Genomic DNA, 23,900 nt, shown 5'->3' with positions numbered 1-23,900 from the left:
CCTGCCGCGGGGCGTTCGCCCCTTCCCGGCGGAAGGACGCAGCGCATGACCGACAGGACGACAGGCAAGCCGGGCGGGGATCCGGCCTCGCAGGACAAAGCCGCGGCGCGGCCCGAGGAGGCCGACGGGCCGGCCGCCGGCACCATCGATTCGCCGATCGCCCCGGGCGAGACGCAGCCGGGGGACCTCGACGAGCAGGCCGCCAATCTCGGCGGGCCGATCGACATCTCCCCGGCCCGCGGCCATCCCCGGCGGGACCGGCGCGAGGGCTGACCCCACCGGCCTGGCGCCTCTGCCCCTCGCCCGGATGCGCGGCGAAGGCTCCGCCTGGCTGTTTTCAGGGCCTTGTCATCGGATCGGGCGCTTCCGCCCGGTCGGGATCTGGGCCAATGGCGCGGGACGCCGCGTGGGGGCGCCGCCCGGTCGCTGGCGCCCTCCGCATCCCGCCAGCCAGGATTCCCCGCATGCCGCGCATCCCGCTTCTCGTCCTCTTCCTGGCGCTCGCCGCGCCCTCCCTGGCGCTGGCCCAGGGCGGGACGCCCGGCTGGTCTCCCTGGGGCGGGCCGGACAGCCCGGGCGGCATGTTCGGCGGCGACCCGGCGGATGCCATCGCCGACCCGGTGCGCGGGGCCGGGCACGACCAGGTCTGGGGCTGGCTGCGGCGCCGCTTCGACCTTGCCGACACCGACCGCAGCGGCACGCTGGAGCCGGGCGAGATCCGGGCGCGGCCGGAGGCGCGCGCCACCTTCCGCGCCGCCGATGCCGACCGGGACGGCAAGCTCACCCTCGAGGAGCTGCGGCCGCTCTCGGAGCAGTGGTTCCGCGCCCATGACCGCAACGGCGACGGGATGCTGACGCGGCGCGAGCTGTCGCGGCCCTGATACCCGGCGCAGGGCGCTCCGACCCGCGCCCCGCAGGGCCGAGCGCCCGAACGGGCGCCGCCAGACATGCGGCGAGGGCCCAGGCAAACCGGAGGTGTGCGCCCGGCCTGCGTCAGGGAATCGGCCGGACGATCAGGGTCACGCCGTCCACCGCCTCCACCCGCACGCGCTGCGGCGCCTCGGGCACCTTCTGGTCGCGCGGCAGCCGCGCCGGCCAGTCGCTGTCGCCGATCCGCACCCGCAGCGCCGGCCCCTCCATGGGCAGCAGCATGCCGTGCCGCCCGACCAGCCCGGCCGCCGGGTCGTTCACCGCCTGCCGCGGCCGCCGCGACCGCAGCCAGAGCGCGCAGCCGATGCTGCCCGCGAGGCAGGCGAGGAAGGTGGCGACGACACCCTCGAAGGGCGGCAGCAGCGCCAGCACGACGAGGCCGGTGCCGATCGCGGCGATCCCGGCCCAGAGCAGGAAGAGGCCGGGCAGCGCCAGCTCGGCCGCGAGCAGCAACAGCCCGCCGAGGATCCAGATCAGCCCTGGTTCCATGGGTTGCCTCCCGGCGCCGGGGCGGCGGCTTCGCCGCGGGGATCGGGCCGCGTCGCGCCGGGACGCAGCAGCTCCAGCGCCTGGGCGACGCCGCCGGCGAGCGCCGCCGCCTCCATCGGCACCACCACGAGCTTGTGGGCGGGGTTGGTCCCAAGCGCCTCGAAGGCCTTCACATAGCGGTCGGCGATGAAGTAGCGCAGCGCCTGCTCGCCGGCGCCGCTGGCGGCGGCGCTGACCATGCGCGTCGCCTCGGCCTCCGCCTGGGCCAGGCGCTCGCGCGCCTCGGCATCGCGCATCGCCGCCTCGCGCCGCCCCTCGGCGGCGAGGATCAGTGCCGCCTTCTCGCCCTCGGCGCGGACCACCGTGGCGCGCCGTTCGCGTTCGGCGGTCATCTGCAGGTTCATGGCGCGGACCAGGTTCTCCGGCGGCTCGACCTTGCGCAGCTCGACGCGGCTGACCTTGACGCCCCAGGGATCGGTGGCGCCGTCGAGGATGGTGAGCAGGGAGGAGTTGATGCGCTCCCGCCCGCTCAGCGTCGCATCCAGGTCCATCTCGCCGATGACGCTGCGGATGTTGGTCATGGCGAGCGCGGTGAGCGCCTGCTGCAGGTTCTGCACCGCATAGGCCGCCTTGGCCGGCTCCATGACGCGGTAATAGACGATGCCGTCGACCGCGACCGAGGCGTTGTCGCGGGTGATGACGGATTGCTCCGGGATGTCGAGCACCACCTCCTGCACGTTCAGCCGGCGGCCGACGGCATCGATGAAGGGGATGATGAGGTTGAGGCCGGGCTGCATCAGCCGGGTGAAGGCGCCGAATCGTTCCACCGTCCAGACCTCGCCCTGCGGCACGGTGCGGATGCCGCGCGCCGCCGTCGCCACGGCGAGAAGCAGCAGGACGAGCAGGACGATCTCGATGCCGGTCATTCCGGACCTTTCCCCAGGATCCTTGCCCTTCCCGGTAGCACGGACGCGGACCGACGTCGCCAGCCGGCATCGCGGCGCTTGCGCAGCGCCCGTCGCCGCCTACCATCGCGGGGGATCGGGGGAAGGAGGGGGCGCATGCCAGGCAACACGCGGCCGCTGACGGTGCAGCTCGAGGGGCTGCGGGTGGCGATCACCGCCGGGGCGGGCGGCATAGGCCGCGCCATGGCGGATGGCTTCGTCGCCTGCGGCGCGCGCGTCTTCCTCTGCGATGTCGACCGCGAGGCGCTGGCCGGCTGCCCACATCCCGCGATGCAGGCCGACATGGAAACGGTCGAGGGCTGCGAGGGATTCGTCGACGAGGCGGTGCGGCGGCTCGGCGGGCTCGACGTGCTGGTGAACAATGCCGGCATCGCCGGGCCCACCGCGCCGATCGAGGAGGTGATGCCCGAGGCCCTGTCGCGGGTGCTGAAGATCGACCTGGAGGCGATGTTCCATTGCGCCCGCCGCGCCGTGCCGGCGCTGCGCGCGGCGGGCGGCGGCTCCATCGTCAACCTCTCCTCCGCCGCCGGGCGATTCGGCTTCCCGCTGCGCAGCCCCTATGCGGCGGCGAAATGGGGCGTGATCGGCCTCACCAAGTCGCTCGCCATCGAGCTGGGGCCGGAGCGGGTGCGGGTGAACGCGATCCTGCCCGGGCTGGTCGCGGGCGACCGCATCCGCCGCGTCATCGAGGCCAAGGCGCAGGCGAATGGCCGCAGCTTCGCCGAGCAGGAGGCGGAGGCGCTGCGGCCGGTCTCGCTCCGCTGCTACGTGACGCCGCAGGACATCGCCAACATGGCGCTCTATCTCTGCAGCCCCTATGGCGCGACCGTCAGCGGCCAGGCTCTGGCCGTCGACGGCGACATGCAGTCGCTGGTCTGAGGCCCGCCATGGTGACGCCGCTCCGCAGCCTCGACGAGCTCGCCGTCGGGCAGGCATTCGATTTCGGCCGCTTCCGCATGGAGCTCGCCGAGATCCTCGACTTCGCCCGCCGCTACGACCCGCAGCCCTTCCATGTGGACGAGGCGGCGGCCAAGGCCGGCCCCTTCGGCGGCCTCATCGCCAGCGGGCTGCACACCCAGGCCGCGGCCTTCGGCCACATCATTCGCACCGGCTGGGTGAAGGATGTCTCGCTCGGCGGCACCGAGCAGGTGGTGCGCTGGCCGGCGCCGGTGCGCCCGGGCGACGAGATCGCCCTCACCGCCGAGGTGGAGGCGGTGATCCCCTCGCGCAGCAAGCCGGACCGCGGCGTGGCGAAGATCCGCTATCTCGGCAAGCGCGTCGCCGATGGCGTGACGGTGCTCGAGATCCTCGGCACGCATTTCCTCAGGCGCTAGGCTTGCCGCCGAGGCGGGCGACGAGGCCGGTGGTGGAGCGGCCGGGCAGCAGCTCGATCAGCGCCACCTCGCCGCCCGCCGCCTGCACCAGATCGGCGCCCACCACCTGGTCGATGCGGTAGTCGGCGCCCTTGATCAGCACCTCCGGCCGCAGCAGCCGGATCAGCTCGAGCGGCGTGTCCTCCTCGAAGGCGACCACCGCATCCACGGCGGCGAGCGCGGCGATCACCGCCGCCCGGTCGGCGAGCGTGTTGACCGGCCGCGTCGGCCCCTTCAGCCGGGCGGTGCTGGCATCGGTGTTGAGCGCCACCACCAGCCGGTCGCAGCGCCGCCGCGCCGCGGCGAGCAGCGCCACATGCCCGGCATGCAGGATGTCGAAGCAGCCATTGGCGAAGCCGACGCGCAAGCCATGCGCCTGCCAGTCGCGCACCTGGCGCAGCGCCGCCGCATGGTCGAGCAGCGCCGCCGGATCGGGCGCGGCGCCGCCGCCGGCGCGCAGCGCATGCGCCAGCTCGTCGGCCGAGACCGTCGCGGTGCCGAGCTTGCCGACGACGATGCCGGCCGCGGCATTGGCCAGCCGCATCGCCTCGCCGAGCGGCCGGCCGGCGGCATGCGCCAGCGCCAGGGTGGCGATGACCGTGTCGCCGGCGCCCGAGACGTCGAAGACCTCGCGCGCCTCGGCCGGCACGCTCTCGACCGCGCCATCGGCCCGCACCAGGGTCATGCCCTTCTCGGCCCGGGTGCAGAGCAGCGCCGGCAGGCCGGCCGCCGCCATCACCTTGCGCGCCGCCGCCGCCACCTCCGCCTCGGTGCCCACCGGCATCTGCGCGGCGCGGGCCAGCTCGCGGGCATTCGGCGTCAGGCAGTCGGCGCCGCGATAGAGCGCGAAATCCTCGCTCTTCGGATCGGCCAGCACCGGGATGCCGTGCCGCCGCGCCGCGGCGATGGCGGCGGCGACGACGGCGGGGGCGAGCACGCCCTTGGCGTAGTCGGAGAGGATGAGGGCGTTGCAGCCCGGCAGCGCCGCCTCGACCGCGCCGGTCAGCGCCGCCTGCTCCGCCGCCGAGGCGGGGGCGGCGACCTCGTCGTCCAGCCGCACCACCTGCTGGTTGCCGGCGATGACGCGCATCTTGCAGATGGTCGGCCGCCCCTCCCCCTCGACCAGGGCATCGACCAGCCGCGGATCGGCGGCGAGCAGCGCGCGGAACTCGGCCGCCGCGGCGTCGCGCCCGACCAGCCCGACCAGCACCGCCTGGCCGCCGAGCGCCGAGATGTTGCGCGCCACGTTGCCGGCGCCGCCCGGCATGGCGAGCGTCCGGCCGAGCCGCACCACCGGCACCGGCGCCTCGGGCGAGATCCGCTCCACCGCCCCGTAGAGGAAGCGGTCGAGCATGACGTCGCCGAGGACCAGGATGCGGAGCGCGGAGAAGTCGACCATGCGGGGGATTAGCCCTTCGGGGCCCGGAATGGCAAACGGCGCGGGGGAGACCCCCGCGCCGCTGCCGAAGCCAGGGAAGCCGGCGGTCAGGCCGACTTCGTCATGATCTCGTCCGCGATGTTGCGCGGCACCGGATCGTAGTGGTGGAACTGCATCGAGAAGGAGGCGCGGCCCTTGGTCATGCCCCGCAGGTTGGAGATGTAGCCGAACATCTCCTTCAGCGGCACATGCGCCCGGACGATGACCGAGGTGCCGGCCATGTCCTGGCTCTGGATCACGCCGCGGCGGCGGTTCAGGTCGCCGACCACGTCGCCGACATGGTCCTGCGGCGTGGTGATCTCGACATCCATGATCGGCTCCAGGATCACCGGGCCGGCCTTCTTCATGCCCTCGCGGAAGCAGGCCTTGGCGGCGATCTCGAAGGCCAGCGCCGAGCTGTCGACGTCGTGGTACTTGCCGTCCACCAGGGAGAACTTGAAGTCCACCGTCGGGAAGCCGGCCAGCACGCCGGTCTCGGCCTGCACCTTGATGCCCTTGTCGACCGCCGGGATGTACTCCTTCGGCACCGAGCCGCCGACCACGGCGTTGACGAACTCGATCCCCTGGTTCCGCTCCAGCGGCTCGAAGGTGATCTTCACCTCGGCGTACTGGCCCGAGCCGCCCGACTGCTTCTTGTGGGTGTAGGTCTCGGTGTGCGGCTTGGTGATGGTCTCGCGATAGGCCACCTGCGGCGCGCCGATATTGGCATCGACGCCGTATTCGCGCTTCAGGCGGTCGATGATGATCTCGAGATGCAGCTCGCCCATGCCCGACAGGATGGTCTGGCCGGTCTCCTGGTCGGTACGCAGGCGGAGCGAGGGGTCCTCGCCGGCCAGCTTCTGCAGGCCGAGGGTCATCTTCTCGACGCCCTCCTTGGTCTTCGGCTCGACGGAGATGTCGATGACCGGCACCGGGAAGGCCATGCGCTCCAGCACCACCGGGTCCTCGGCCGAGGCCAGGGTGTCGCCGGTGCCGGTGTCCTTCAGCCCGACGAAGGCGGCGATGTCGCCGGCGAAGACCTCCTTGATCTCCTCGCGCTTGTCGGCGTGCATCTGGAACATGCGGCCGACGCGCTCCTTGCCCTCCTTGGTGGTGTTCAGCACCGTGTCGCCGGAGCGCAGCACGCCGCGATACACCCGCACGAAGGTCAGGTTGCCGTACTTGTCGTTGATGATCTTGAAGGCGAGGCCGGCGAAGGGGCCGTCCTCGGTCGCCGGGATCACGCGGCGCTCGGCCTCCTCGTCCTCGCCCTCCTCGGGGGCGACCTTGATGCCCTCGACATCCACCGGGCTCGGCAGGTAGTCGACCACGGCGTCGAGCAGCGGCTGCACGCCCTTGTTCTTGAAGGAGGAGCCGCAGACCACCGGGCGGAACTCGCCGGAGATGGTGCCCTTCTTGATGGCGCGCTTCAGCAGCGCGACCGGCAGGTCGCCATCCTCGAGATATTTCTCCATCGCCTCGTCATCGGCGGTGACGACGGTCTCGAGCAGCTTCTCGCGGTACTCGGCGGCCTTGTCCTTCAGGTCGTCCGGGATCGGCGCGTCGTGATAGGCGGCGCCGAGCTCGTCGCCCTCCCAGATGATCGCCTTCATCTCGACCAGGTCGATCACGCCCTTCAGCGTGTCCTCGACGCCGATCGGCAGCTGCAGCGCCACCCAGTTGATGCCGAGCTTCTCGGTCAGCGTCTCGGCGGCGCGGTAGAAGTCGGCGCCGGTGCGGTCGAGCTTGTTGATGTAGATGAGGCGCGGGACGTTGTAGCGGTCGGCCAGGCGCCAGTTGGTCTCGGACTGCGGCTGCACGCCGGCCACGCCCTCGATGATGAAGACCGCGCCGTCCAGCACGCGCAGCGAGCGGTTCACCTCGATGTTGAAATCGATGTGGCCGGGCGTGTCGATGATGTTGATGCGGTGGTCGTTCCACACGGCGGTGACGGCGGCGGAGGTGATGGTGATCCCCCGCTCGCGCTCCTGCGCCATGTAATCGGTGGTGGTGTTGCCGTCGTGCACCTCACCGATGCGGTGCGACTTGCCGGTGTAGTAGAGGATCCGCTCGGTCGTCGTGGTCTTGCCGGCGTCGATATGCGCCGTGATGCCGATGTTGCGGATCTTGTCGAGCGGGGTGCGCGCCACTTGGGCCTCCATAGGCGAAAGCGGGCCCGGCCTCGAGGCGATCCCTCGTGCCGCCCGCCGAACGGTCAGACTCGTCGGAGTGCTATCGCGGGGGAGATGCCCCCTCCGGCCCGGATTTGCAAGCGCGTTTCGCCACCCGAGGCCCGGCCCGGAAGCGGGGCGGCCATGCCCCGGCGGGCTGCGCCGCCGGGCCGGCCCCGCGGCTCAGCCCGCCAGCCTGCGCGCCACCTCCGCCACGTGCCGGCCCTGGAAGCGGGCGAGGTCGAGCTCGTTCGCGCTCGGCTGCCGCTCGCCCTTGCCGCCGGCGATGGTGGTGGCGCCATAGGGCGTGCCGCCGCTCATCTCGTCGATCCGGGCGAGGCCGGCGGCGCTGTAGGGCAGGCCGACCAGCACCATGCCGTGGTGAAGCATCATGGTGTGCATGGCCATCAGAGTCGTCTCCTGCCCGCCATGCTGGCTGGCGGTGGAGCTGAAGGCGCTGCCGACCTTGCCAATCAGCGCCCCGCGCGCCCAGAGCCCGCCGGTCTGGTCCCAGAACTGCGCCATCTGCGCCGCCATGCGGCCATAGCGCGTCGGGCAGCCGATGATGATGGCGTCGTACTGGTCGAGCTCCTGCGGGTCGGCCTCGGGCGCCGGCTGGTCGAGCTTGGCATGCGCGCGCTCGGCCTGCTCGCGCGACATCAGCTCCGCCACCCGCTTGATGCTGACCTCGGCGCCGGCGCCGCGCGCGCCCTCCGCCACCGCCCCGGCCATCGTCTCGACATGGCCGTACATGGAATAATAGAGCACCAGGATGCGTGCCATGGGATCGGTCCTTCCGCTCACGCCGGGCATGACGCCCGAGGCGGCGCGGCGGTTGCCTCCCCCCGCCTGGGCCAAGGGGCGGGCCGCCAATCTCAAGACCCGCGATAGGTGGTGTAGCTCCAGGGGGCGCAGAGCAGCGGCACGTGGTAGTGCCCCTGCCCGGCCGCGAGCGTCACCCGCACCGGCACCACGTCGAGATAGGGCGGCTCCGCCGCCAGCCCGGCCGCCGCGAAATAGGCGCCGATATGGAAGCGCAACTCGTAGCGGCCGGGGATGAACCGCGCCTCCGGCAGCAGCGGATCGGCGGCGCGGCCGTCCCGGTCGGTGGTGGTGGTGACGAGATGCGCCGGCTCCGGGTCGAGCCGCCACAGCTCCACCGTCACGCCGGCGCCGGGGCGGCCGCGGGCGGTGTCGAGGATATGGGTGCTGAGATAGCTGTCATGCGCCATGGCGCCGCTCCCGGGGCTGCCCCGTGCCATCGCGGCCCGGGCGCCGGCGATGATGCGCGGGCCGCCCGCGCCGCGCCAAGGCTGCTTGACGCCGGCGCGGCCGCGGCGCTGTAGCGGAGGCAGCGAGCCGGATGAGGGCGGGATGAGCGGGATCGTGGCGCCGAATGCCGTGGCGGCGGTGGATGGGCAGCGGCAATGGGACCGGCTGATGGCCATGGCCAGGCTCGGCGCCATCACCGGCGCCGACGGCGCGCCGGGCGTCAACCGCCCCTGCCTCTGCCCGCTGGACCGCGAGGCGCGCCGGCTGCTGATCGGCTGGGGCGAGGCGATCGGCCTCGAACCCTCGGTCGATGCGCTCGGCAACCTCTTCCTGCGGCATGCGGGGAAGGAGCCCGGCCTGCCGCCGGTGCTGACCGGCAGCCATATGGACAGCCAGCCGTCCGGCGGGCGGTTCGACGGCATCTGGGGCGTCCTCGCCGCGCTCGAGGCGGTGCAGGCGCTGCGCGAGGCCGGCACCGCCACCCGCCACCCGATCGAGATCGTCGCCTGGACCAACGAGGAGGGCGGCCGCTTCGCCCCGGGCTGCATGGGCAGCATGGCCTATGCCGGCCACAGCCCGCCCGATGCCTGGGACGCGGTGACGGATGGCGAGGGCATCCGCTTCGGCGATGCGCTCGCCGAGCAACTGGCGCTGGAGGCGGACATCCCGCGCCGCCCGCTCGGCGTGGTCGAGAGGATGCGGCCGCATGCCTATGTCGAGGCGCATATCGAGCAGGGGCCGGTGCTGGAGGCGGAGGGGCTCGATATCGGCGTGGTCACCGGCATCCAGGGCAGCCGCTGGTTCCTGGTCGAGCTGACGGGCGAGAGCGCGCATGCCGGCACCGCGCCGCTCTCCACCCGGCGGGATGCGGTGCAGGACATGGTGCGCGCCATCACGGCCCTGAACCGGCTGATGGAGGACCCGACCGACGTGCTGCGCTTCACCGTCGCCCGCATCGAGGTGGCGCCGAACAGCTCGAACAGCGTCGCCGAGACGGTGCGCTTCACCATCGATTTCCGGCATCCCGACGCCGCCGTGCTGACCGCGCGCGGCGATGCGATCGAATCCACGATCCGGCAGGCGGTGCGGCATTGCGAGGTCGCGGTGACCGAGCGCTTCCACGCCCTGCCGGCGGAATTCGCCCCGGCGGTGGTCGAGGCCGTGGCCCGCGCCGCGGCGGCGCAGGGGCTGGCGGCGAAGCGCATGCCCTCGGGCGCCTTCCACGACGCGCAGTTCATGGTGCCGCTCTGCCCGAGCGGCATGGTCTTCGTCCCCAGCCGCCGCGGCATCAGCCACAACCCGGCGGAGTATTCCTCGCCGGAGCAGCTGGCGAAGGGCGCGCGGGTGCTGGCGCAGGTCCTGGCCGAGCTGGCCGCCTGACCCGGCGGCCGGCGGGCGCCCGTCAGGCGATCTCGAACAGGCCCTCGACCTCGACCGCGGCATCGCCGGGCAGCGAGGGCACGCCGATGGTGCTGCGGGCATGCCGCCCGGCCTCGCCGAAGATCTCGACGGCGAGGTCCGAGGCGCCGTTCATCACCACCGCATGCTGGGTGAAGTCGGGCGGCGCGGCGATGAAGCCGCCGAGCCGCACCACGCGGCGCACCCGGTCCAGGTCGCCCTCGCAGGCGGCTTTCACCTGCGCCACGAGGTTGACGAAGCAGAGCCGCGCCGCCGCCTGGCCCTCCTCGACCGAGACGCCGGCGCCGAGCTTGCCGGCATAGGCGATCTTGCCGTCGCGCAGCGGGATCTGGCCGGAGACGACGACGAGGGTCCCGACCCGGTTGAACGGGATGTAGTTCGCCACCGGCGCCGCCGGCGCGGGCAGCGCGATGCCGAGCTCCCTGAGCCGCGCCTCGATCCTGCCTGCCATGCTCCCCTCCTTCGCTGTGCCGTCCGCCGCCGGCTCCCGCGCCACCCGCCCGGGATCGCTGCCGGCGAGGAGCGAGACATGCGCCGAGACCACCTTCCAGCCAAGGCCGGGCAGCCGGGCCATGATCTTGGTCTCCCGGCCGACCAGCCCGGTATCGGTGCGCTGGTATTCCAGGTGGGTGCAGCCGAAGTCGCGGCCGAAGGCGGTGATGTGGACGCGCCGGGCCGCGCGCGGCGCGTAGCGCGCGACGCTCGCCCGGAAGGCGCGGATGGCCTCGATGCCGTAGAGGATCTCGGTGGTGCCGAAGCGGACCGTGCGTGGATCGGCCCAGAAGCTGGCATCGAGCACGGCCGCGTCATTCACCGCGATGGCGCGCTCGTAGCGGTCGAAGACGGCACGCAGCTCGGCGAGCACGGAAGGGTCGTCGATCGGCCCCACGCCGCCGGGCATGTCGGGCGGCATCGCGCCGCCGGGCGCGTCGGGCGGCATCGCCGGGCGGCCGGTCAGTGCCGCGACCGGATCAGCGCCATCAGCTCCCGCCGCGTGTTCGGGTCGTCGCGGAAGGCGCCCAGCATGCGGCTGGTCACCATGCTGGCGCCGTGCTGGTGCACGCCGCGGGTAGTCATGCACTGATGCTCGCTCTCGATCACCACCGCGACGCCGCGCGGCTGCAGCACCGACTCGATGGTGTTGGCGATCTGCGCCGTCAGCTTCTCCTGGATCTGCAGCCGCTTGGCATAGGCATGCACCACCCGGGCGAGCTTGCTGATGCCGACCACCCGGTTGGCCGGGAGATAGGCGACATGCGCGATGCCGATGATCGGCACCATGTGGTGCTCGCAATAGCTCTCGAGCCGGATGTCCTTCAGCAGGACGATCTCGTCATAGCCCTCGGTCTCGGCGAAGGTCCGCTCCAGCAGCGCCACGGGGTCGATCCCGTAGCCGGCGAAGAACTCCTCGTAGGAGCGGACGACGCGCGCCGGCGTGTCGAGCAGCCCCTCCCGCCCGGGATCGTCGCCGGCCCAGCGCAGCAGGGTGCGGACCGCCGCCTCGGCCTCGCTGCGGCTCGGGCGATCCTGCGCCATGGGCTGTTCGGCGAGCGGCTTGGCGGACATCGGCACCTATCCTCTGGCATGCGGCTGGCATAGCGGCCCCGGGACGGTCGGCCCAAGGCACGGCCCAGGCGCACCGAGATCCGCCCGGCAGGGACTCGCTTTTAAAGCCCCCGCCCGGCCCTGTCGCCGCCCGAGGCCCGGGCACGCCCCGGCCTCGGACGGCTGTGATCGGCCGCGGGGCGGATCAACGGCCAGCGATGGCGTGCAGTTCCTCGGCCAGCTCCTCCAGCTCCTCGAGCACCGCCCGCAGGCTGCCGGGCGGGGCCTCGGGCTCCGGCTGCGGCAGCTCGGACTCGCCCTCCGCCAGGCCACCCTCGCGCAACAGGCGTTGCACCCCCTTGATCGTATAACCCTGGGTGTAAAGGAGATCGGAGACGCGCCGCAGCAGCGCGATATCCTCCGGCCGGTAGTAGCGGCGCCCGCCGCCGCGCTTCAGCGGCTTGAGCTGCGGGAATTTGGTCTCCCAGAAGCGGAGGACGTGCTGGGGGATGTGCAGGTCATCGGCCACTTCCGAGATGGTGCGGAAGGCGGTGGGGGCCTTGCGGGCCCGCAGCCGGCCCGGATCGGTCGGGTCCTCGCTCATCCACCCCCCATGGTGTCACGCACCGCCTGCGGCCGCCGGCCGCCGGGATGGCGGCGCCCCGCGGCCGCCAGCACCCCCCTGCCCGGGCCCGGCCTCACGCCTCCGCCGCCCCGCGCGGCACCGGCTGCCCGTTGATGCGCGCCTTCAGCACCTGGGAGGGGCGGAAGGAGAGGACCTTGCGCGGCAGGATCGGCACCTCGACGCCGGTCTTCGGGTTGCGGCCGACCCGCTGGCCCTTCTGGCGCACCATGAAGGTGCCGAAGGCGGAGATCTTCACCGCCTCGCCGGCCTCGAGCGCCGCGGCCATGTGCTCGAGCGCGGCCTCGAGGAGAGCGGCGGATTCGTTCCGTGACAAGCCGACCTGGCTGTAGATCGCCTCGGCAAGGCTCGCACGCGTGAGCGTGTTCATGCCACAACTGGTCCCCGCAAACCCTTGTGACGCCAAGGAAACCGGTATCGGTTGCGGCGGTCAAGCGAAGCTTGCCGCGAGCGCATCGAAGAGCGGCGGGCGTGGCTTCGCGGCTGCGGTGGCGCGCCCGGCTCAGAACCGGGCCAGGGCGGCGCCCCAGGTGAGGCCGCCGCCGATGCCCTCCAGCACCATCAGGTCGCCGCGCTCGATCAGCCCCTTGCCCGCCGCCTCGGCCAGCGCCAGCGGAATCGAGGCGGCCGAGGTGTTGGCGTGCCGGTCCACCGTCACCACCACCCGCTCCTTCGGCAGGCCGAGCTTCTTGCCCATGGCGTCGATGATGCGGAGATTGGCCTGGTGCGGGATCAGCCAGCGGATGTCGGACTGCGCCAGGCCGTTCGCCGCCAGCGCCTCGTCCACCACCGAGGCGAGCTTGGAGACGGCGTGCCGGAACACCTCCTTGCCCGCCATGCGCAGCTTGCCGCATTCGCCGTTCGAGCCGGCGCCGCCATCGACCAGCAGGATGTCGCCGTAGCGGCCATCGGAGTGCAGATGCGTCGAGAGGATGCCGCGATCGGTCGCATCGCCCCGCCCCTCGCCCGCCACCAGCACCACCGCGCCGGCGCCGTCGCCGAAGAGGACGCAGGTGCCGCGGTCGGTCCAGTCGAGGATGCGGGAGAAGACCTCCGTCCCGATCACCACGGCGCAGCGCGCCTGGCCGGTGCGGATCAGCGAATCGGCGAGGCCGAGCGCGTAGACGAAGCCGGTGCAGGCGGCCGAGACGTCGAAGGCGAAGCCCTGATGCGAGCCGAGCCCCGCCTGGATGCGGACGGCAGTGGCGGGGAAGGCGCTGTCCGGCGTCGCGGTGGCGACGATGACGCAATCGACCGCCGCGCCCTCGAGGCCGGCGCGCTCCAGCGCCTGCCGCGCCGCGGCGAGGCCCATGGAGGAGGCGGTCTCCTCCGGCGCCGCGACATGGCGCTGGCGGATGCCGGTGCGCTCGGTGATCCAGGCATCCGAGGTCTCGATGCCGAAGGCCTCGCCGAGCGCGTCATTGGCGACGACCCGCTGCGGCAGGTAGCCGCCACAGCCGACGATGATGGCGCGGGTCACCATGGCAGGTCAGATCCTCAAGGCCGGGCGGGGGCGAGCGGCTCCGCCGCGGGCATGGAAAGCCGGGAGAGTCCCTCCCGGATGCGGTCGTTGAAGTGGTGCGTCACCATGTCCATGGCGACGTCGACGGCATGCGCGAAGCCGAGCGCGTCGGTGCCGCCATGGCTCTTCACGACGACGCCGTTCAGGCCGAGCAGGATGGCGCCATTGTAGCGGCGCGGGTCCATCCATTCCCGCAGGCGGTCGAGGGCGGGGCGCGCGAGCAGGTAGCCGAGCCGCGCCGGGACGCTGCTCGTGAAGACCTGCCGCAGCAGGTCGCGCATCAGCTTGAGCGCGCCCTCGCCGGTCTTCAGCGCGATGTTGCCGGTGAAGCCGTCGGTCACGATCACATCGACCGTGCCGGCGGTGATGTCGTGCCCCTCGACGAAGCCGTGGAAGGTGGCGCCGATATGGCTTTCCTTCAGCACCTCGGCCGCCGCGCGCACCCGCTCGTCGCCCTTCAGCTCCTCGGAGCCGACATTCAGCAAGCCATAGCTCGGCGCCGAGAGGCCGAGCACGGCGCGGGCGAAGGTCTCGCCCATGACGGCGAACTCGACGAGGTTGCGCGCGTCGCACTGCACGTTGGCGCCGAGATCGAGCATCACCACGTCGCCGCGCGCCGAGGGCATGATGGCGGCGAGCGCCGGCCGGTCGATCTCCGGCAGGGTCTTGATGACGATCTTCGCCAGCGCCATCAGCGCGCCGGTGTTCCCGGCCGAGACCACGCCGGCGGCGTCGCCGGCGGCGACGCTGTCGATGGCGACGCGCATGGAGCTCCGCCGGCCCTGCCGCAGCGCCGCGGTCGGCTTCATCTCCGAGGAGATGACGTCGGGCGCGTGCCGCAGGCTGCTGAGCTTCGCCGCCTTCGGCCGGCGCGCCAGCATGCCGCCGATGCGGGCCTCGTCCCCGATCAGGAGGAAGCGGGCCTCGGGATGCCGCTCCGCGGCGAGCTCCAGCCCGTCCAGCACGATGTCGGGTGCGTTGTCACCCCCCATGGCGTCGATCGCCAGGGAGAAGGGCTTCGACACGATCTGCGTTTCCTTGCCGGCCGGGCGCGGCGGCTCAGGTGCGGACCACGCCCTTCACGGCGTCGGCGGCGATGACCTCACGGCCGTCGTAATGGCCGCAGGAGCCGCAGACATGGTGCGGCCGCTTCAGCTCGCCGCAATTCGGGCACTCATGGTGCGCCTGGGCGGACAGCGCCTCATGACTCCGACGCATGCCGCGGCGGGAGGGCGAAACCTTCTTCTTCGGAACGGCCATGGCGCCGAGCCTTTCTTCGTCACAAACAGCAGGATTCTGCGGGAGCGCGCGGCTGTAGCATCCTGCCCCCCCTGACGCAAGCGCGCCGCCGGCCGGGGCCTCCCCGGAAAGGGTGGCGGAAGAAGGACTTCCGCCCGCGCCGCGGCAGCACGGCGCATCCGGCGCCGCCGGGGCCGGTCATGGCGCCGGGCGCCGGCGGAGCGCGGCGAGCGCCGCGAAGGCGCCCTCCGCCGATCCGGCCTCCGCCGGCAGGACCGCATCCGGCGCCCGGGGATAGGGGTCGAGGGCGAGGGCGAGCTGCTCCGCTGCCACCTCGCCGAGATCCGCCACGTCATGCTCGGTCTCGATCTCGTCGAGATCCTCCGGCCCGTCCCCCGGCTCCCGCCCGGCGGGCAGCAGGCGCAGCACGAAGCGCTCGGCCACGCGCTGCGGCACCGGCTCGAGGCTGACCACGCATTCCTGCACCACCTCGGCCTCCAGCTCGCCGGTGGCGCGGATCGCGCCATCCGCCTCCGGCTGCAGGTCGAATCGCACCCGCAGGCTGTCGATGCCGGGGATGCCGAATCGCCGCGCCAGCGCCGCGCGCTCGGCCGGGCCGGCCTCCAGCGTCTCGGCGCGGCCCTCGGGGCCGACCCGCCCCAGCGCCAGGGGGCGGGAGAATTCGGGGGCCTCAGGCGGCATCGGCGGGCTCCTCGGGGCCAGGGACGGGATCGGGGAAGCGGACCTCGCCGCGCAGCAGTGGCGCCAGGGGCTGCGCCGCCAGGGCCGCAGCGGTGGCGCGCGCATGGCCGGCGAGTCGGCGCGCCGCCGGCGAGGCCTCGCCCTCCGAGCGCCAGACATTGCGCTGCAGCGCCGCGGCGAAGGCCTCGGCATCCGCCGCCTCGAGCGCCGCCTCATAGGCCTGCGCCCGGCCGTGGAACGCCTCCCACATCCGCCGCACCCGCTTGCCGACCGCGAGGTCGCCGACGCCCATCTCGCGGAGATTGACGTCCATGTCGGCGAACATGGCATCGAACACCGCCTGGGCCAGCGCCGCGCCGCGCGCATCGGCGTCGCGCCGCAGCCGGTGGATCAGCAGCGCCACATGCAGCCCGACCAGGTCGAAGCGGCCATCGAGGCTGTCGGGCGCGCCGAGCCGGTCGAAGAAATAGGGATGGCGCGCCGCCGCGACCGCCGCCCCGTAGAGCAGGAAGCCTGCCCTTTCATGCGGCTTGCGTCGGAACAGGGCGGAGAGGCCCATCGCGGCGGGGTCCTTCGGGCTGCGGGCCGCGATCCGGTTGACCCTGGCGCGGCGAGGTGGCATTCGGCCGCAGACATGGATCGCCCTTCCCGCCCGGTCAACGCGCCGTGCCGCAGGAGCCGCCTGGCCGGCCCACGGCCCGGCCGCGCCTTGGCCCTCCCCCTGGCCCTCGCCCTGCTCGCCGCCCTGCTCGCCGCCCTGCCCGGCTGCAGCGTCTTCCAGGCGCCCGTCGTCCAGCGCGGCCACCGCGTGCCGCAGGACCAGCTCGGCGAGATCGTCCCGGGCGTGCAGACCAAGCAGGACGTGCAGGCGCTGCTCGGCTCGCCGACCCAGACCAGCACCTTCGGCGACAATGTCTGGTACTACATCAGCAGCAAGACCCGGCAGCGCCCCGGCCGCGCCCTGGCGGTGATGGACCAGGAGGTGGTCGTCATCAACTTCGACGCGCAGGGCGTGGTGCAGGAGGTGAAGCGGGTCGGCGAGGACCAGGGCAAGGCTGTCCAGATGGTCTCGCGCGAGACGCCGGTCCCCGGCAACGACCGCACTCTGTTGCAGGCGCTGTTCGGGAATATCGGCAGCTTCGGCCCCGGCGCGGCGAGCATGCCGGGCGGTCCGCAGCAGACGCCGGGCCCGGGGACGATGCGCTAGAGCAGATCCTGTCCGGAAGACCTCAGCCTGACAGGTGACGATGCTCGTAAAAACAAATCCCTAGAGCATTGCAGGCGAACGGACCTTCGCAGGACATGCTCTAGTGTCCTGATCTTGGCGTCTGCGGGACGTCGGGATCGGGACACCGGGCCTTATTTTCAGTGTTCTGCCGATCCGCTCGTCCCGGCGGCGCCGCGGGCGCCTCAGAAATGGCTCCAGCCGGCCTGCGGCAGCGGCAGCTCGGCGCCGGCCGCATCCAGCACGCGCACCCGCGCCGGGCCGGCGGCGAAGCGGCCGATCCGGGTCACCGGCGTCCCGGCCCTGGCGGCCCGGGCCTCGACCTCCGCCGCGGCCTCGGCCGGCGCGGCGAAGAGCAGCTCGTAGTCGTCGCCGCCGCCGAGCAGGGTGGCGAGCAGCCCCGGCTCGGCCGCGAGCGCCGCCAGCGCCGCCGGCGAGAGCGGCAGCGCCGCCGCCTCGATCTCGGCGCCGCAGCCGCAGGCGCGGCAGAGATGGCCGCAATCCTGCACCAGCCCGTCCGAGACATCCATCGCCGCCCGGGCGAGGCCGAGCAGCGCCTGCCCGAGGGCCAGGCGCGGCTGCGGCAGGCGGTAGCGGCGCGCCAGATGCCCCGCCGCGTCGCCCGCCAGCCTGCCCTGCAGCACAAGCAGGCCGAGCGCCCCGTCGCCGATGGTGCCGGAAACCCAGAGCCCGTCGCCCGGCCGCGCCCCGGCGCGCCGCAGCGCCGTGCCGGGCGCCACATGGCCGAGGATGGTGAGCGAGAGCGCCACCGGCCCCGGCGTCGAGACCGTGTCGCCGCCCAGCACCGAGACGCCGTATTCCGCCTGATCGGCGGCCAGCCCCTCGACGAAGCGGCCGAGCCAGTCGGCCGGCAGCGTCCGCGGCAGGGCCGTGGTCATCAGGTAGCCGAGCGGCACCGCCCCCATGGCGGCGAGGTCGGACAGGTTCACCCGCAGCAGCTTGCGGCCGACCTCCTCCGGCGGGTCGTCGGGGAGGAAGTGCACGCCCGCCACCATGGCATCGGCGGCCAGCACCAGCTCGCGCCCCCGGGGGGGCGCCAGCACCGCGGCATCGTCCTGCAGATCCAGCGCGCCGGGGCCGGCGAGGCGGCGGAAATGCCGGGCGATGAGCGCGAACTCGCCCGGCAGCGGCGCCTCCGGCGAACCCTCCCGCGCCTCTTCGTCCGCCGGCGCGCCCGGCGGCTCAGCCACCGCGGCGGCGCGGCTGGCCGGCGAACTCCTCCGCCCGGAGGGCGCGCGCCATGGCGTCCAGCACGCCATTGGCGAAGCGCGATTCCTCGGGGCCGAAGAAGCTATGCGCCACGTCGAGATACTCGTTGATCACCACCCGCGCCGGCGGCTCCGTGGTGCCGCGCAGCTCGCCGCAGGCGGCCCGCAGCAGCGCCCGCAGCACCGGGTCGAGCTTGGCGAGCGGCCAGTCCCGCGCCAGGTGGCGCGCCAGCTCCTCGTCCAGCGCCGCGGGATCGCGGGCGACGCGCAGCACGATCTCGGCGAAGAGCGGCGCATCGGCGTCCGGCACCCGGCCTTCCTCGAAGCCGCCCTCGCCGGGCTGGGTGCCGAGGCGGTGGCGCTGGAACTGGCTGATGACGGACTCGGCCGGCTCGCCGGTCTGCTCGCTCTGGAACAGCGCCTGCACCGCGGCGAGGCGGGCGCCGGTGCGCGGCCGGCCGCGGCCGCGCGGCGCGCCGCCCTTGCGGGCCGGCGCCGCCCGGCCGGCGGGGGCGGCCCCGGACGCGGCCTCGGGCGGGGCGGCCGGCCCCCGGTCGAGCCCCGACGGCCGGCCCTCGCCCGCCGCCCGCTGCTCCGCGGCGTATTCCGCCCGCAGCCGGTCGAGCTCGCCGGTCGCCGATTTCGGTCCCGGCATCACAGGCCCCAGCGGCGGCGGAGCGCCACCTGGCCGAGCAGCGCATGCGCCGCCTCGGCCCCCTTGTTGTGATGGTCCTCGCCGGCCCGCGCCACCGCCTGCGGCAGGGTGTCGACGGTGAGCAGGCCGAAGCCGATCGCCGCCCCCGTCTCGGCCGCGATCTGCATCACGCCGTGGCAGATGGCGTCGCAGATGAAGGTGTAGTGGTCGGTCTCGCCACGCACCACGCAGCCGAGCAGCAGGTAGCCGTCATAGGCCTCGCCGGTCTGCGCCAGCGCCATGCGGAGCGCGGCCGGCAGCTCGTAGCCGCCGGCGACCTCGACCACCTGGTGGGTGGCCCCGGCCTCGGCGAAGACCCGCTCGGCGCCGCGGCGCATGCCGCCGACCACCTGCTCGTAATAGGGGGCCTGGATCACCAGCAGCCGCGGCGCCGGCCCGGGAAGGGGCTGCGCCGCGCGCACCGGCGCGTCGATGGTACTCATGGCGTGTCCTTCCTGCGGATCAGCGGCCGGGTCTCGACGACCCGCAGCCCATACCCCTCGAGGCCGACGATGGGCCGGGGGTTGTTGGACAGCCGCACCATGTCGCGGACGCCGAGATCGGCCAGGATCTGGGCGCCGATGCCGTAGTCGCGGATCTCGGGCGGCGCGACCCGGCGATCCTTGCTGTGGCGGATCTGCTCGCTCATGTTGTTGAGCCGCCAGTCGCGGATGATGACGACGACGCCGCGCCCGGCCGTCTCGATCATGCGCATGGCGTCGTGCAGGTCGGCCGTGCCGGCGCCGGCGACGATGTCGTGCAGCAGGTTCGCGGCATGCATGCGCACCAGCACCGGCCCGGCGGCGGCGACGTCGCCCTTCACCAGCGCCAGGTGCTCGCCGTATTCGAGCGTGTTGGTGAAGACGACGAGGCGCCAGTCGCCGCCCACCGGATGCTCGATCTGGCCCTCGGTCACCCGCCGCACCAGCCGCTCGGTGCGCCGGCGATGGGCGATGAGGTCGGCGATGGTGCCGAGCTTCAGCCCATGGTGCTGGGCGAAGGCGACGAGGTCCGGCATCCGCGCCATGGTGCCGTCCTCGTTCATGATCTCGCAGATCACGCCCGAGGGGTTGAGGCCGGCGAGGCGGGCGATGTCGACCGAGGCCTCGGTATGGCCGGCGCGCACCAGGGTGCCGCCGTCGCGCGCCAGCAGCGGGAAGACATGGCCGGGGGTCACGATGTGCTCGCGGCCGAGCTCGGGGTTGATGGCGGTGGCGATGGTGTGCGCCCGGTCGGCCGCCGAGATGCCGGTGGTGACGCCCTCCTTCGCCTCGATCGAGACGGTGAAGGCGGTGGAGTGGCGCGTGCCGTTGGCGGCGGCCATCAGCGGCAGGCCGAGCTGCTCCACCCGGTGCCGCGTCATCGCCAGGCAGATCAGGCCGCGGGCATGCTTGGCCATGAAGTTGATGGCGTCGGGGGTCGCGAACTGGCCGGGGATGACGAGGTCGCCCTCGTTCTCGCGGTCCTCGTCATCGACCAGGACGAACATCCGGCCGCGGCGCGCCTCCTCGATCAGCTCCTCGGTCGGGCTGATGAAATCGGCGAAATTGACGCGTTGCGGCGCGGCGGCGGCGGTCATGCAGGGCTCCCCGGACGGGCGGCCCCGGGCATGACGGCCCTGGGCGCGCCCTGGTCTGCCGACACCAGCCGCGCGACGTAGCGCGCCAGCGTGTCGATCTCGATATTCACCCGGCCGCCGGGCTGCAGCGTCCCGAAGGTCGTCACGGCGGCGGTATGCGGGATGATGTTGACCCCGAACACCTCGCCGTCAACCTCGTTGACCGTCAGCGAGACGCCGTCGATCGCCACCGACCCCTTCTCCGCGACGAAGCGCGCGAGGCCGGGCGGCAGGCGGAAGCGCCAGCGCACCGAGGCATTCTCCGGATCGGCCGCGAGCACCTCGGCGACGCCGTCGACATGGCCGGAGACGAGATGCCCGCCCAGCTCGTCGCCGAGCCGCAGGCTGCGCTCGAGGTTGATGCGGCTGCCCGCCCGCAGCCCGCCCAGCGTGGTCTTCGACAGGGTCTCGGCCGAGGCGTCGGCGGCGAACCAGTCGCCGCCGAGCTGCACCGCGGTCAGGCAGACGCCCGAGCAGCAGATCGAGGCGCCGATGGCGGCCGGCGCCGGCTGCGCCAGGAAGGCCGGCGAGGTGCCGATGACGAGGCGCATGTCGTTGCCCCCGCCGATCGGCTGGACCTCCCGCACCGTGCCGAGATCGGTCACGATTCCGGTGAACATGCTTCCTCGCTCTCCTCGCGGACCAGCTCCGTGAACCAGTCGGCCCCGACCGCCCGGCTGGCGACGCGGCGGTATCTGGGCATGGCGGAAAGCGCGGCCAGCGGCAAGGGCTGCACCGCCGGCAGCCCGTCCCCGCCCATGATGCCGGGCGCGTGGAACCAGGCGATGCGGTCGACCAGGCCGGCGCGCAGCAGGCCGGCCGCCAGCCCGGCGCCGCCCTCGGCCATCACCCGGGTAACGCCGCGCTGCGCCAGCGCCCCGAGCAGGGCGGCGAGGTCGAGCCCCGGCCGCGCCCGCGGCACCGGCAGGATCTGCACCCCGGCCTCGAGATAGGGGGCGAGCACGCCGGGGCGCTGGCCGGTGCGGGTGGCGATCCAGGTCGGCACCTGCCGCGCCGTCCGCACCAGCCGGCTGTCGAGCGGGGTGCGCAGCCGGCTGTCGGCCACCACCCGGGCGAGCGGCACCCGGGCGGTGCCGGGCAGGCGCGGGGTGAGTTCGGGGTCGTCGGCCAGCACCGTGCCGCTGCCGACCAGGATGGCATCGTGCCGGGCGCGCAGCGCATGCGCCTCCCGCCGCGCCTCGGGGCCGGTGATCCAGCGGCTCTCGCCGCCGGCGGTGGCGATGCGGCCGTCGAGCGTCGTCGCCAGCTTCAGGGTGACGAGCGGCAGGCCCCGGGTGATGCGCCGGGCGAAGCCGGCATTCAGCGCCCGCGCCGCCGGCCCGCCGAGGCCGAGCTCGACGATCACCCCGGCCTTGCGCAGCCGCTGCAAGCCGCGCCCGTCCACCCGCGGGTCGGGATCGCCGGTCGCCACCACCACGCGGCGGATGCCGGCCTTGATGAGGGCGTCGCAGCAGGGCGGGGTGCGGCCCCAATGCGAGCAGGGCTCGAGCGTGACATAGGCGGTCGCGCCCTCGGCCGCCGCCCCGGCGCGGGCCAGCGCCACCGCCTCGGCATGCGGCCGCCCGCCGGGCTGGGTCCAGCCGCGGCCGACCACCTGGCCGTCCCGCACCAGCACGCAGCCGACCGCCGGATTCGGCCAAGTATTGCCGAGGCCGCGCCGGGCGATGGCCAGCGCCGCGGCTATGTGGTCGCGATCGGCCTCCGGGTCGGGATCGCGGTCGGTCATCGGCGGGCCGGCACCCGGCACGGGTGCCCACCCGCCCGGGCACGGGAGGCTGTCATGCGCGCAAGGTGGCGCGGCGCCGGGATGCGGAAAAGAGGGGCCGGCGCAGGGCTGCCCTACTGAACCTCGATGCCGGCCTCGCGGATCACCGCAGCGTTGCGGGCGATGTCGGCGGCGATGCGGTCGCGGAAGGCCTCGGGCGGCAGCACCATCACCTCGCCCTGGCCGAGCAGCAGCCGGCGCGTCTCCGGCGCCTCGCTCGCCGCCCGCATCAGGCCGACCAGCCGCTCGCGGATCGCCGGCGGCAGGCCGGCGGGGGCCACCAGCCCGTTCCAGAAGGTGAGCACCAGCTCGGGCAGGCCCGCCTCGGCCAGGGTCGGCACCTCGGGCAGGTCGCGCCAGCGCGTCCCGCCGGTGACGGCGATGGCGTCGATCGCCCGGTCGCGGAAGAGCGGCCCGGCCGAGGGCGTCTCCAGCATCAGGTCGACATCGCCGGCGACCAGCGCGTTCTCGGCCGGCGCGGCGCCGCGGAAGGGCACGTGCAGCAGGCGGATGCCGGCCTTGCGGGCCAGCAGCTCCATGTTGAGGTGCTGCAGGTTGCCGATGCCGCCCGAGCCGTAGGTGAGCCCCTCCGGCCGGCTGCGCGCGAGCTCGAGGATGGCGGCCAGGCTCTGCATCCGCGCCCGCTGCCGGCTCTTGCCGCTGACCGCGAGGATGAAGGGGCTCAGCGTGATGGTCGAGATCGGCAGCAGGTCGCGCAGCGGGTCGTAGCGGATGTCGCGGTAGAGCAGGTGGTTCGCGGTCATGGTGCTGGTGTTGCTGACCAGCAGCGTATGGCCGTCCGGCTCGGCCTCGGCGACGAAGGCGGCGCCGAGCGCGCCGTTGGCGCCGGGCCGGTTCTCGACGATCACTGGCTGCGGCAGGCGGCGGCGTATGTCCTCGGCGAGGATGCGGGCGCAGAGATCGGTGGAGGCGCCGGCGGGATAGCCGACGATGAGGCGGACCGGGCGGCTCGGCCAGTCCCGGGCGGCCTCCGGCCCGGCGGCGAGGGCGGGGCTGGCGAGCAGCGCGCCGAGCAGGGCGCGCCGGCGGAGCGGCGGCATGGCGTGGGTCCTCCCCTTTCCGGAGAGCACATCAGAGGCGAGGGGCGCGGTCCAGCCGCCGCGGGCGCGACCGGTCAGCCGGCATCCATCTTGCCGAGGAATTCGCGGAAATCCTTCGCCTCGCCGAAATTGCGGTAGACGCTGGCGAAGCGGACATAGGCGACCTGGTCCACCTCCTTCAGCGATTCCATGACGATCTCGCCGATCTGGCGGGAGGTGACCTCGGATTCCGCCTCGGTCTCCAGCTTGCGCTGGATGCTGTTGACGATGCGCTCGATGCGGTCCTCGTCCACCGGCCGCTTGCGCAGGGCGACGCGGATGGAGCGGGCGAGCTTCTCCCGGTCGAAGGGCACCCGCCGGCCATCGGTCTTGAGGACGGTGATCTCGCGCAGCTGGACCCGCTCGAAGGTGGTGAAGCGGCTGCCGCAGGCGGGGCAGGAGCGGCGCCGGCGGATGGCGGCGCTGTCCTCGGCCGGTCGGCTGTCCTTCACCTGGGTGTCCTCGCTCCCGCAGAAGGGGCAGCGCATGTCAGGGGATCCTTTCCTCGCCCGCTTGGCACCAGATATAGTGGCAGGCGGCTTCAGGGAGCGCCAGGGTTGG

At 73.4% G+C, this 23,900-nt stretch carries 28 protein-coding genes and 2 pseudogenes; 6 read left to right on the top strand and 24 right to left on the bottom strand.

Going from position 1 to position 23,900, the window contains the following annotated elements:
* Positions 1 to 45 precede the first annotated feature (45 nt).
* The gene (locus tag DOO78_RS03405; RefSeq protein WP_111468332.1) at positions 46 to 273 is read left to right on the top strand and encodes a hypothetical protein; all 228 of its coding nucleotides are present in this window, start codon (positions 46 to 48) and stop codon (positions 271 to 273) included.
* Positions 274 to 464: 191 nt separating this feature from the next.
* On the top strand, positions 465 to 881 hold the full coding sequence (locus DOO78_RS03400; protein ID WP_165838697.1) for an EF-hand domain-containing protein: 417 nt from the start codon (positions 465 to 467) through the stop codon (positions 879 to 881).
* Positions 882 to 993: 112 nt separating this feature from the next.
* Here DOO78_RS03400 and DOO78_RS03395 read toward each other — a convergent pair whose 3' ends face one another.
* Together DOO78_RS03395 and DOO78_RS03390 are read right to left on the bottom strand one after the other, a co-directional pair.
* Positions 994 to 1,419, bottom strand: a complete 426-nt coding sequence (locus DOO78_RS03395; protein ID WP_111468330.1) for an NfeD family protein — start codon at positions 1,417 to 1,419, stop codon at positions 994 to 996.
* On the bottom strand, positions 1,404 to 2,345 hold the full coding sequence (locus DOO78_RS03390) for an SPFH domain-containing protein (protein WP_111468329.1): 942 nt from the start codon (positions 2,343 to 2,345) through the stop codon (positions 1,404 to 1,406). The genes DOO78_RS03395 and DOO78_RS03390 overlap by 16 nt, the downstream gene beginning before the upstream one ends.
* Before the next feature lie 135 nt (positions 2,346 to 2,480).
* Here DOO78_RS03390 and DOO78_RS03385 point away from each other — a divergent pair, with 135 nt between their 5' ends.
* Positions 2,481 to 3,263, top strand: a complete 783-nt coding sequence (locus DOO78_RS03385; protein WP_243634334.1) for an SDR family oxidoreductase — start codon at positions 2,481 to 2,483, stop codon at positions 3,261 to 3,263.
* Positions 3,264 to 3,271: 8 nt separating this feature from the next.
* On the top strand, positions 3,272 to 3,718 hold the full coding sequence (locus DOO78_RS03380) for a MaoC/PaaZ C-terminal domain-containing protein (RefSeq protein WP_111468328.1): 447 nt from the start codon (positions 3,272 to 3,274) through the stop codon (positions 3,716 to 3,718).
* Here DOO78_RS03380 and hldE read toward each other — a convergent pair.
* The 4 genes from hldE to uraH all read right to left on the bottom strand — a co-directional run bounded on the left by hldE (position 3,708) and on the right by uraH (position 8,577).
* The gene (gene hldE, locus DOO78_RS03375) at positions 3,708 to 5,156 is read right to left on the bottom strand and encodes a bifunctional D-glycero-beta-D-manno-heptose-7-phosphate kinase/D-glycero-beta-D-manno-heptose 1-phosphate adenylyltransferase HldE (RefSeq protein WP_111468327.1); all 1,449 of its coding nucleotides are present in this window, start codon (positions 5,154 to 5,156) and stop codon (positions 3,708 to 3,710) included. The genes DOO78_RS03380 and hldE overlap by 11 nt on opposite strands.
* A gap of 86 nt (positions 5,157 to 5,242) precedes the next feature.
* Positions 5,243 to 7,336, bottom strand: coding sequence for an elongation factor G (gene fusA, locus DOO78_RS03370; protein ID WP_408887557.1), 2,094 nt, complete (start codon positions 7,334 to 7,336; stop codon positions 5,243 to 5,245).
* 192 nt (positions 7,337 to 7,528) lie between these two features.
* Complete coding sequence (wrbA, locus tag DOO78_RS03365; RefSeq protein ID WP_111468326.1) at positions 7,529 to 8,128, bottom strand: NAD(P)H:quinone oxidoreductase; 600 nt, start codon at positions 8,126 to 8,128, stop codon at positions 7,529 to 7,531.
* Between the two features lie 92 nt (positions 8,129 to 8,220).
* A complete protein-coding gene (gene uraH, locus DOO78_RS03360) occupies positions 8,221 to 8,577 on the bottom strand; it encodes a hydroxyisourate hydrolase (RefSeq protein ID WP_111468325.1) in 357 nt (118 codons plus the stop codon).
* A gap of 142 nt (positions 8,578 to 8,719) precedes the next feature.
* Between uraH and DOO78_RS03355 the strand changes: the two genes are divergently transcribed.
* Complete coding sequence (locus DOO78_RS03355) at positions 8,720 to 9,997, top strand: M20 family metallo-hydrolase (RefSeq protein WP_111468700.1); 1,278 nt, start codon at positions 8,720 to 8,722, stop codon at positions 9,995 to 9,997.
* Positions 9,998 to 10,019: 22 nt separating this feature from the next.
* Here DOO78_RS03355 and DOO78_RS28040 read toward each other — a convergent pair whose 3' ends face one another.
* The 10 genes and pseudogenes from DOO78_RS28040 to DOO78_RS03310 all read right to left on the bottom strand — a co-directional run bounded on the left by DOO78_RS28040 (position 10,020) and on the right by DOO78_RS03310 (position 16,309).
* On the bottom strand, positions 10,020 to 10,487 hold the full coding sequence (locus DOO78_RS28040) for a RidA family protein (protein ID WP_165838734.1): 468 nt from the start codon (positions 10,485 to 10,487) through the stop codon (positions 10,020 to 10,022).
* 75 nt (positions 10,488 to 10,562) lie between these two features.
* A pseudogene (locus DOO78_RS28035) lies at positions 10,563 to 10,937 on the bottom strand (AtzH-like domain-containing protein); the annotation flags it as partial.
* A 53-nt stretch (positions 10,938 to 10,990) separates the two neighbouring features.
* Positions 10,991 to 11,602 carry a GTP cyclohydrolase I FolE gene (folE, locus tag DOO78_RS03345; protein WP_111468323.1) on the bottom strand — a complete coding sequence of 204 codons (612 nt, stop codon included), beginning with the start codon at positions 11,600 to 11,602 and terminating at the stop codon, positions 10,991 to 10,993.
* Between the two features lie 310 nt (positions 11,603 to 11,912).
* Positions 11,913 to 12,185 (bottom strand): annotated as a pseudogene (locus tag DOO78_RS28030) (MerR family transcriptional regulator); the annotation flags it as partial.
* A gap of 94 nt (positions 12,186 to 12,279) precedes the next feature.
* Complete coding sequence (locus tag DOO78_RS03335; RefSeq protein ID WP_111468321.1) at positions 12,280 to 12,594, bottom strand: integration host factor subunit alpha; 315 nt, start codon at positions 12,592 to 12,594, stop codon at positions 12,280 to 12,282.
* A 132-nt stretch (positions 12,595 to 12,726) separates the two neighbouring features.
* A complete protein-coding gene (locus DOO78_RS03330; RefSeq protein ID WP_111468320.1) occupies positions 12,727 to 13,707 on the bottom strand; it encodes a beta-ketoacyl-ACP synthase III in 981 nt (326 codons plus the stop codon).
* 14 nt (positions 13,708 to 13,721) lie between these two features.
* Positions 13,722 to 14,771 carry a phosphate acyltransferase PlsX gene (gene plsX, locus DOO78_RS03325; protein ID WP_279387766.1) on the bottom strand — a complete coding sequence of 350 codons (1,050 nt, stop codon included), beginning with the start codon at positions 14,769 to 14,771 and terminating at the stop codon, positions 13,722 to 13,724.
* Positions 14,772 to 14,805: 34 nt separating this feature from the next.
* Positions 14,806 to 15,006 carry a 50S ribosomal protein L32 gene (gene rpmF / locus DOO78_RS03320; protein WP_111468319.1) on the bottom strand — a complete coding sequence of 67 codons (201 nt, stop codon included), beginning with the start codon at positions 15,004 to 15,006 and terminating at the stop codon, positions 14,806 to 14,808.
* Between the two features lie 177 nt (positions 15,007 to 15,183).
* A complete protein-coding gene (locus tag DOO78_RS03315; RefSeq protein WP_111468318.1) occupies positions 15,184 to 15,687 on the bottom strand; it encodes a YceD family protein in 504 nt (167 codons plus the stop codon).
* Positions 15,677 to 16,309 carry a ubiquinol-cytochrome C chaperone family protein gene (locus DOO78_RS03310; RefSeq protein WP_243634333.1) on the bottom strand — a complete coding sequence of 211 codons (633 nt, stop codon included), beginning with the start codon at positions 16,307 to 16,309 and terminating at the stop codon, positions 15,677 to 15,679. Before DOO78_RS03310 ends, DOO78_RS03315 begins: the two co-directional genes overlap by 11 nt.
* Positions 16,310 to 16,396: 87 nt before the next feature.
* Between DOO78_RS03310 and DOO78_RS03305 the strand changes: the two genes are divergently transcribed.
* Positions 16,397 to 16,894 (top strand): outer membrane protein assembly factor BamE, encoded by a 498-nt coding sequence (locus DOO78_RS03305; RefSeq protein WP_243634332.1) that lies wholly within the window; start codon positions 16,397 to 16,399, stop codon positions 16,892 to 16,894.
* 203 nt (positions 16,895 to 17,097) lie between these two features.
* On the opposite strand, the gene thiL is transcribed toward DOO78_RS03305, so the two are convergent.
* The 8 genes from thiL to nrdR all read right to left on the bottom strand — a co-directional run bounded on the left by thiL (position 17,098) and on the right by nrdR (position 23,827).
* Entirely contained in the window at positions 17,098 to 18,060 is a 963-nt protein-coding gene (thiL, locus tag DOO78_RS03300) for a thiamine-phosphate kinase (protein ID WP_243634386.1), read from the bottom strand.
* 55 nt (positions 18,061 to 18,115) lie between these two features.
* A complete protein-coding gene (gene nusB / locus DOO78_RS03295) occupies positions 18,116 to 18,796 on the bottom strand; it encodes a transcription antitermination factor NusB (protein WP_111468314.1) in 681 nt (226 codons plus the stop codon).
* Positions 18,796 to 19,278, bottom strand: a complete 483-nt coding sequence (gene ribH, locus DOO78_RS03290) for a 6,7-dimethyl-8-ribityllumazine synthase (RefSeq protein WP_111468313.1) — start codon at positions 19,276 to 19,278, stop codon at positions 18,796 to 18,798. Before ribH ends, nusB begins: the two co-directional genes overlap by 1 nt.
* A complete protein-coding gene (ribB, locus tag DOO78_RS03285) occupies positions 19,275 to 20,414 on the bottom strand; it encodes a 3,4-dihydroxy-2-butanone-4-phosphate synthase (protein ID WP_111468312.1) in 1,140 nt (379 codons plus the stop codon). The genes ribH and ribB overlap by 4 nt, the downstream gene beginning before the upstream one ends.
* Entirely contained in the window at positions 20,411 to 21,073 is a 663-nt protein-coding gene (locus DOO78_RS03280) for a riboflavin synthase (RefSeq protein ID WP_111468311.1), read from the bottom strand. Before DOO78_RS03280 ends, ribB begins: the two co-directional genes overlap by 4 nt.
* Positions 21,055 to 22,221 (bottom strand): bifunctional diaminohydroxyphosphoribosylaminopyrimidine deaminase/5-amino-6-(5-phosphoribosylamino)uracil reductase RibD, encoded by a 1,167-nt coding sequence (gene ribD, locus DOO78_RS03275; protein ID WP_456308966.1) that lies wholly within the window; start codon positions 22,219 to 22,221, stop codon positions 21,055 to 21,057. The genes DOO78_RS03280 and ribD overlap by 19 nt, the downstream gene beginning before the upstream one ends.
* Positions 22,222 to 22,313: 92 nt before the next feature.
* Entirely contained in the window at positions 22,314 to 23,300 is a 987-nt protein-coding gene (locus tag DOO78_RS03270; RefSeq protein WP_111468309.1) for a Bug family tripartite tricarboxylate transporter substrate binding protein, read from the bottom strand.
* A 74-nt stretch (positions 23,301 to 23,374) separates the two neighbouring features.
* A complete protein-coding gene (nrdR, locus tag DOO78_RS03265; protein ID WP_111468308.1) occupies positions 23,375 to 23,827 on the bottom strand; it encodes a transcriptional regulator NrdR in 453 nt (150 codons plus the stop codon).
* Positions 23,828 to 23,900: the final 73 nt, after the last annotated feature.

It is taken from the genome of Roseicella frigidaeris (genome assembly GCF_003258945.1).
GTDB lineage: Bacteria > Pseudomonadota > Alphaproteobacteria > Acetobacterales > Acetobacteraceae > Paracraurococcus > Paracraurococcus frigidaeris.
The sequence above is the reverse complement of the archived record's forward strand: the minus strand, read 5'-3'. Positions and strand labels throughout refer to the sequence as shown.

Coding starts and splice junctions, on each gene's coding strand:
- DOO78_RS03355 (WP_111468700.1), top strand. CDS start 8,720: ATGAGCGGGATCGTGGCGCCGAATGCCGTGGCGGCGGTGGATGGGCAG.
- DOO78_RS03390 (WP_111468329.1), bottom strand. CDS start 2,345: ATGACCGGCATCGAGATCGTCCTGCTCGTCCTGCTGCTTCTCGCCGTG.
- uraH (WP_111468325.1), bottom strand. CDS start 8,577: ATGGCGCATGACAGCTATCTCAGCACCCATATCCTCGACACCGCCCGC.
- DOO78_RS03405 (WP_111468332.1), top strand. CDS start 46: ATGACCGACAGGACGACAGGCAAGCCGGGCGGGGATCCGGCCTCGCAG.
- DOO78_RS03395 (WP_111468330.1), bottom strand. CDS start 1,419: ATGGAACCAGGGCTGATCTGGATCCTCGGCGGGCTGTTGCTGCTCGCG.
- rpmF (WP_111468319.1), bottom strand. CDS start 15,006: ATGGCCGTTCCGAAGAAGAAGGTTTCGCCCTCCCGCCGCGGCATGCGT.
- ribH (WP_111468313.1), bottom strand. CDS start 19,278: ATGAGTACCATCGACGCGCCGGTGCGCGCGGCGCAGCCCCTTCCCGGG.
- folE (WP_111468323.1), bottom strand. CDS start 11,602: ATGTCCGCCAAGCCGCTCGCCGAACAGCCCATGGCGCAGGATCGCCCG.
- DOO78_RS03400 (WP_165838697.1), top strand. CDS start 465: ATGCCGCGCATCCCGCTTCTCGTCCTCTTCCTGGCGCTCGCCGCGCCC.
- ribB (WP_111468312.1), bottom strand. CDS start 20,414: ATGACCGCCGCCGCCGCGCCGCAACGCGTCAATTTCGCCGATTTCATC.
- DOO78_RS03315 (WP_111468318.1), bottom strand. CDS start 15,687: ATGCCGCCTGAGGCCCCCGAATTCTCCCGCCCCCTGGCGCTGGGGCGG.
- hldE (WP_111468327.1), bottom strand. CDS start 5,156: ATGGTCGACTTCTCCGCGCTCCGCATCCTGGTCCTCGGCGACGTCATG.
- fusA (WP_408887557.1), bottom strand. CDS start 7,336: ATGGAGGCCCAAGTGGCGCGCACCCCGCTCGACAAGATCCGCAACATC.
- DOO78_RS03385 (WP_243634334.1), top strand. CDS start 2,481: ATGCCAGGCAACACGCGGCCGCTGACGGTGCAGCTCGAGGGGCTGCGG.
- DOO78_RS03335 (WP_111468321.1), bottom strand. CDS start 12,594: ATGAACACGCTCACGCGTGCGAGCCTTGCCGAGGCGATCTACAGCCAG.
- DOO78_RS03330 (WP_111468320.1), bottom strand. CDS start 13,707: ATGGTGACCCGCGCCATCATCGTCGGCTGTGGCGGCTACCTGCCGCAG.
- nusB (WP_111468314.1), bottom strand. CDS start 18,796: ATGCCGGGACCGAAATCGGCGACCGGCGAGCTCGACCGGCTGCGGGCG.
- DOO78_RS28040 (WP_165838734.1), bottom strand. CDS start 10,487: ATGGCAGGCAGGATCGAGGCGCGGCTCAGGGAGCTCGGCATCGCGCTG.
- DOO78_RS03280 (WP_111468311.1), bottom strand. CDS start 21,073: ATGTTCACCGGAATCGTGACCGATCTCGGCACGGTGCGGGAGGTCCAG.
- DOO78_RS03310 (WP_243634333.1), bottom strand. CDS start 16,309: ATGCCACCTCGCCGCGCCAGGGTCAACCGGATCGCGGCCCGCAGCCCG.
- nrdR (WP_111468308.1), bottom strand. CDS start 23,827: ATGCGCTGCCCCTTCTGCGGGAGCGAGGACACCCAGGTGAAGGACAGC.
- DOO78_RS03270 (WP_111468309.1), bottom strand. CDS start 23,300: ATGCCGCCGCTCCGCCGGCGCGCCCTGCTCGGCGCGCTGCTCGCCAGC.
- wrbA (WP_111468326.1), bottom strand. CDS start 8,128: ATGGCACGCATCCTGGTGCTCTATTATTCCATGTACGGCCATGTCGAG.
- DOO78_RS03380 (WP_111468328.1), top strand. CDS start 3,272: ATGGTGACGCCGCTCCGCAGCCTCGACGAGCTCGCCGTCGGGCAGGCA.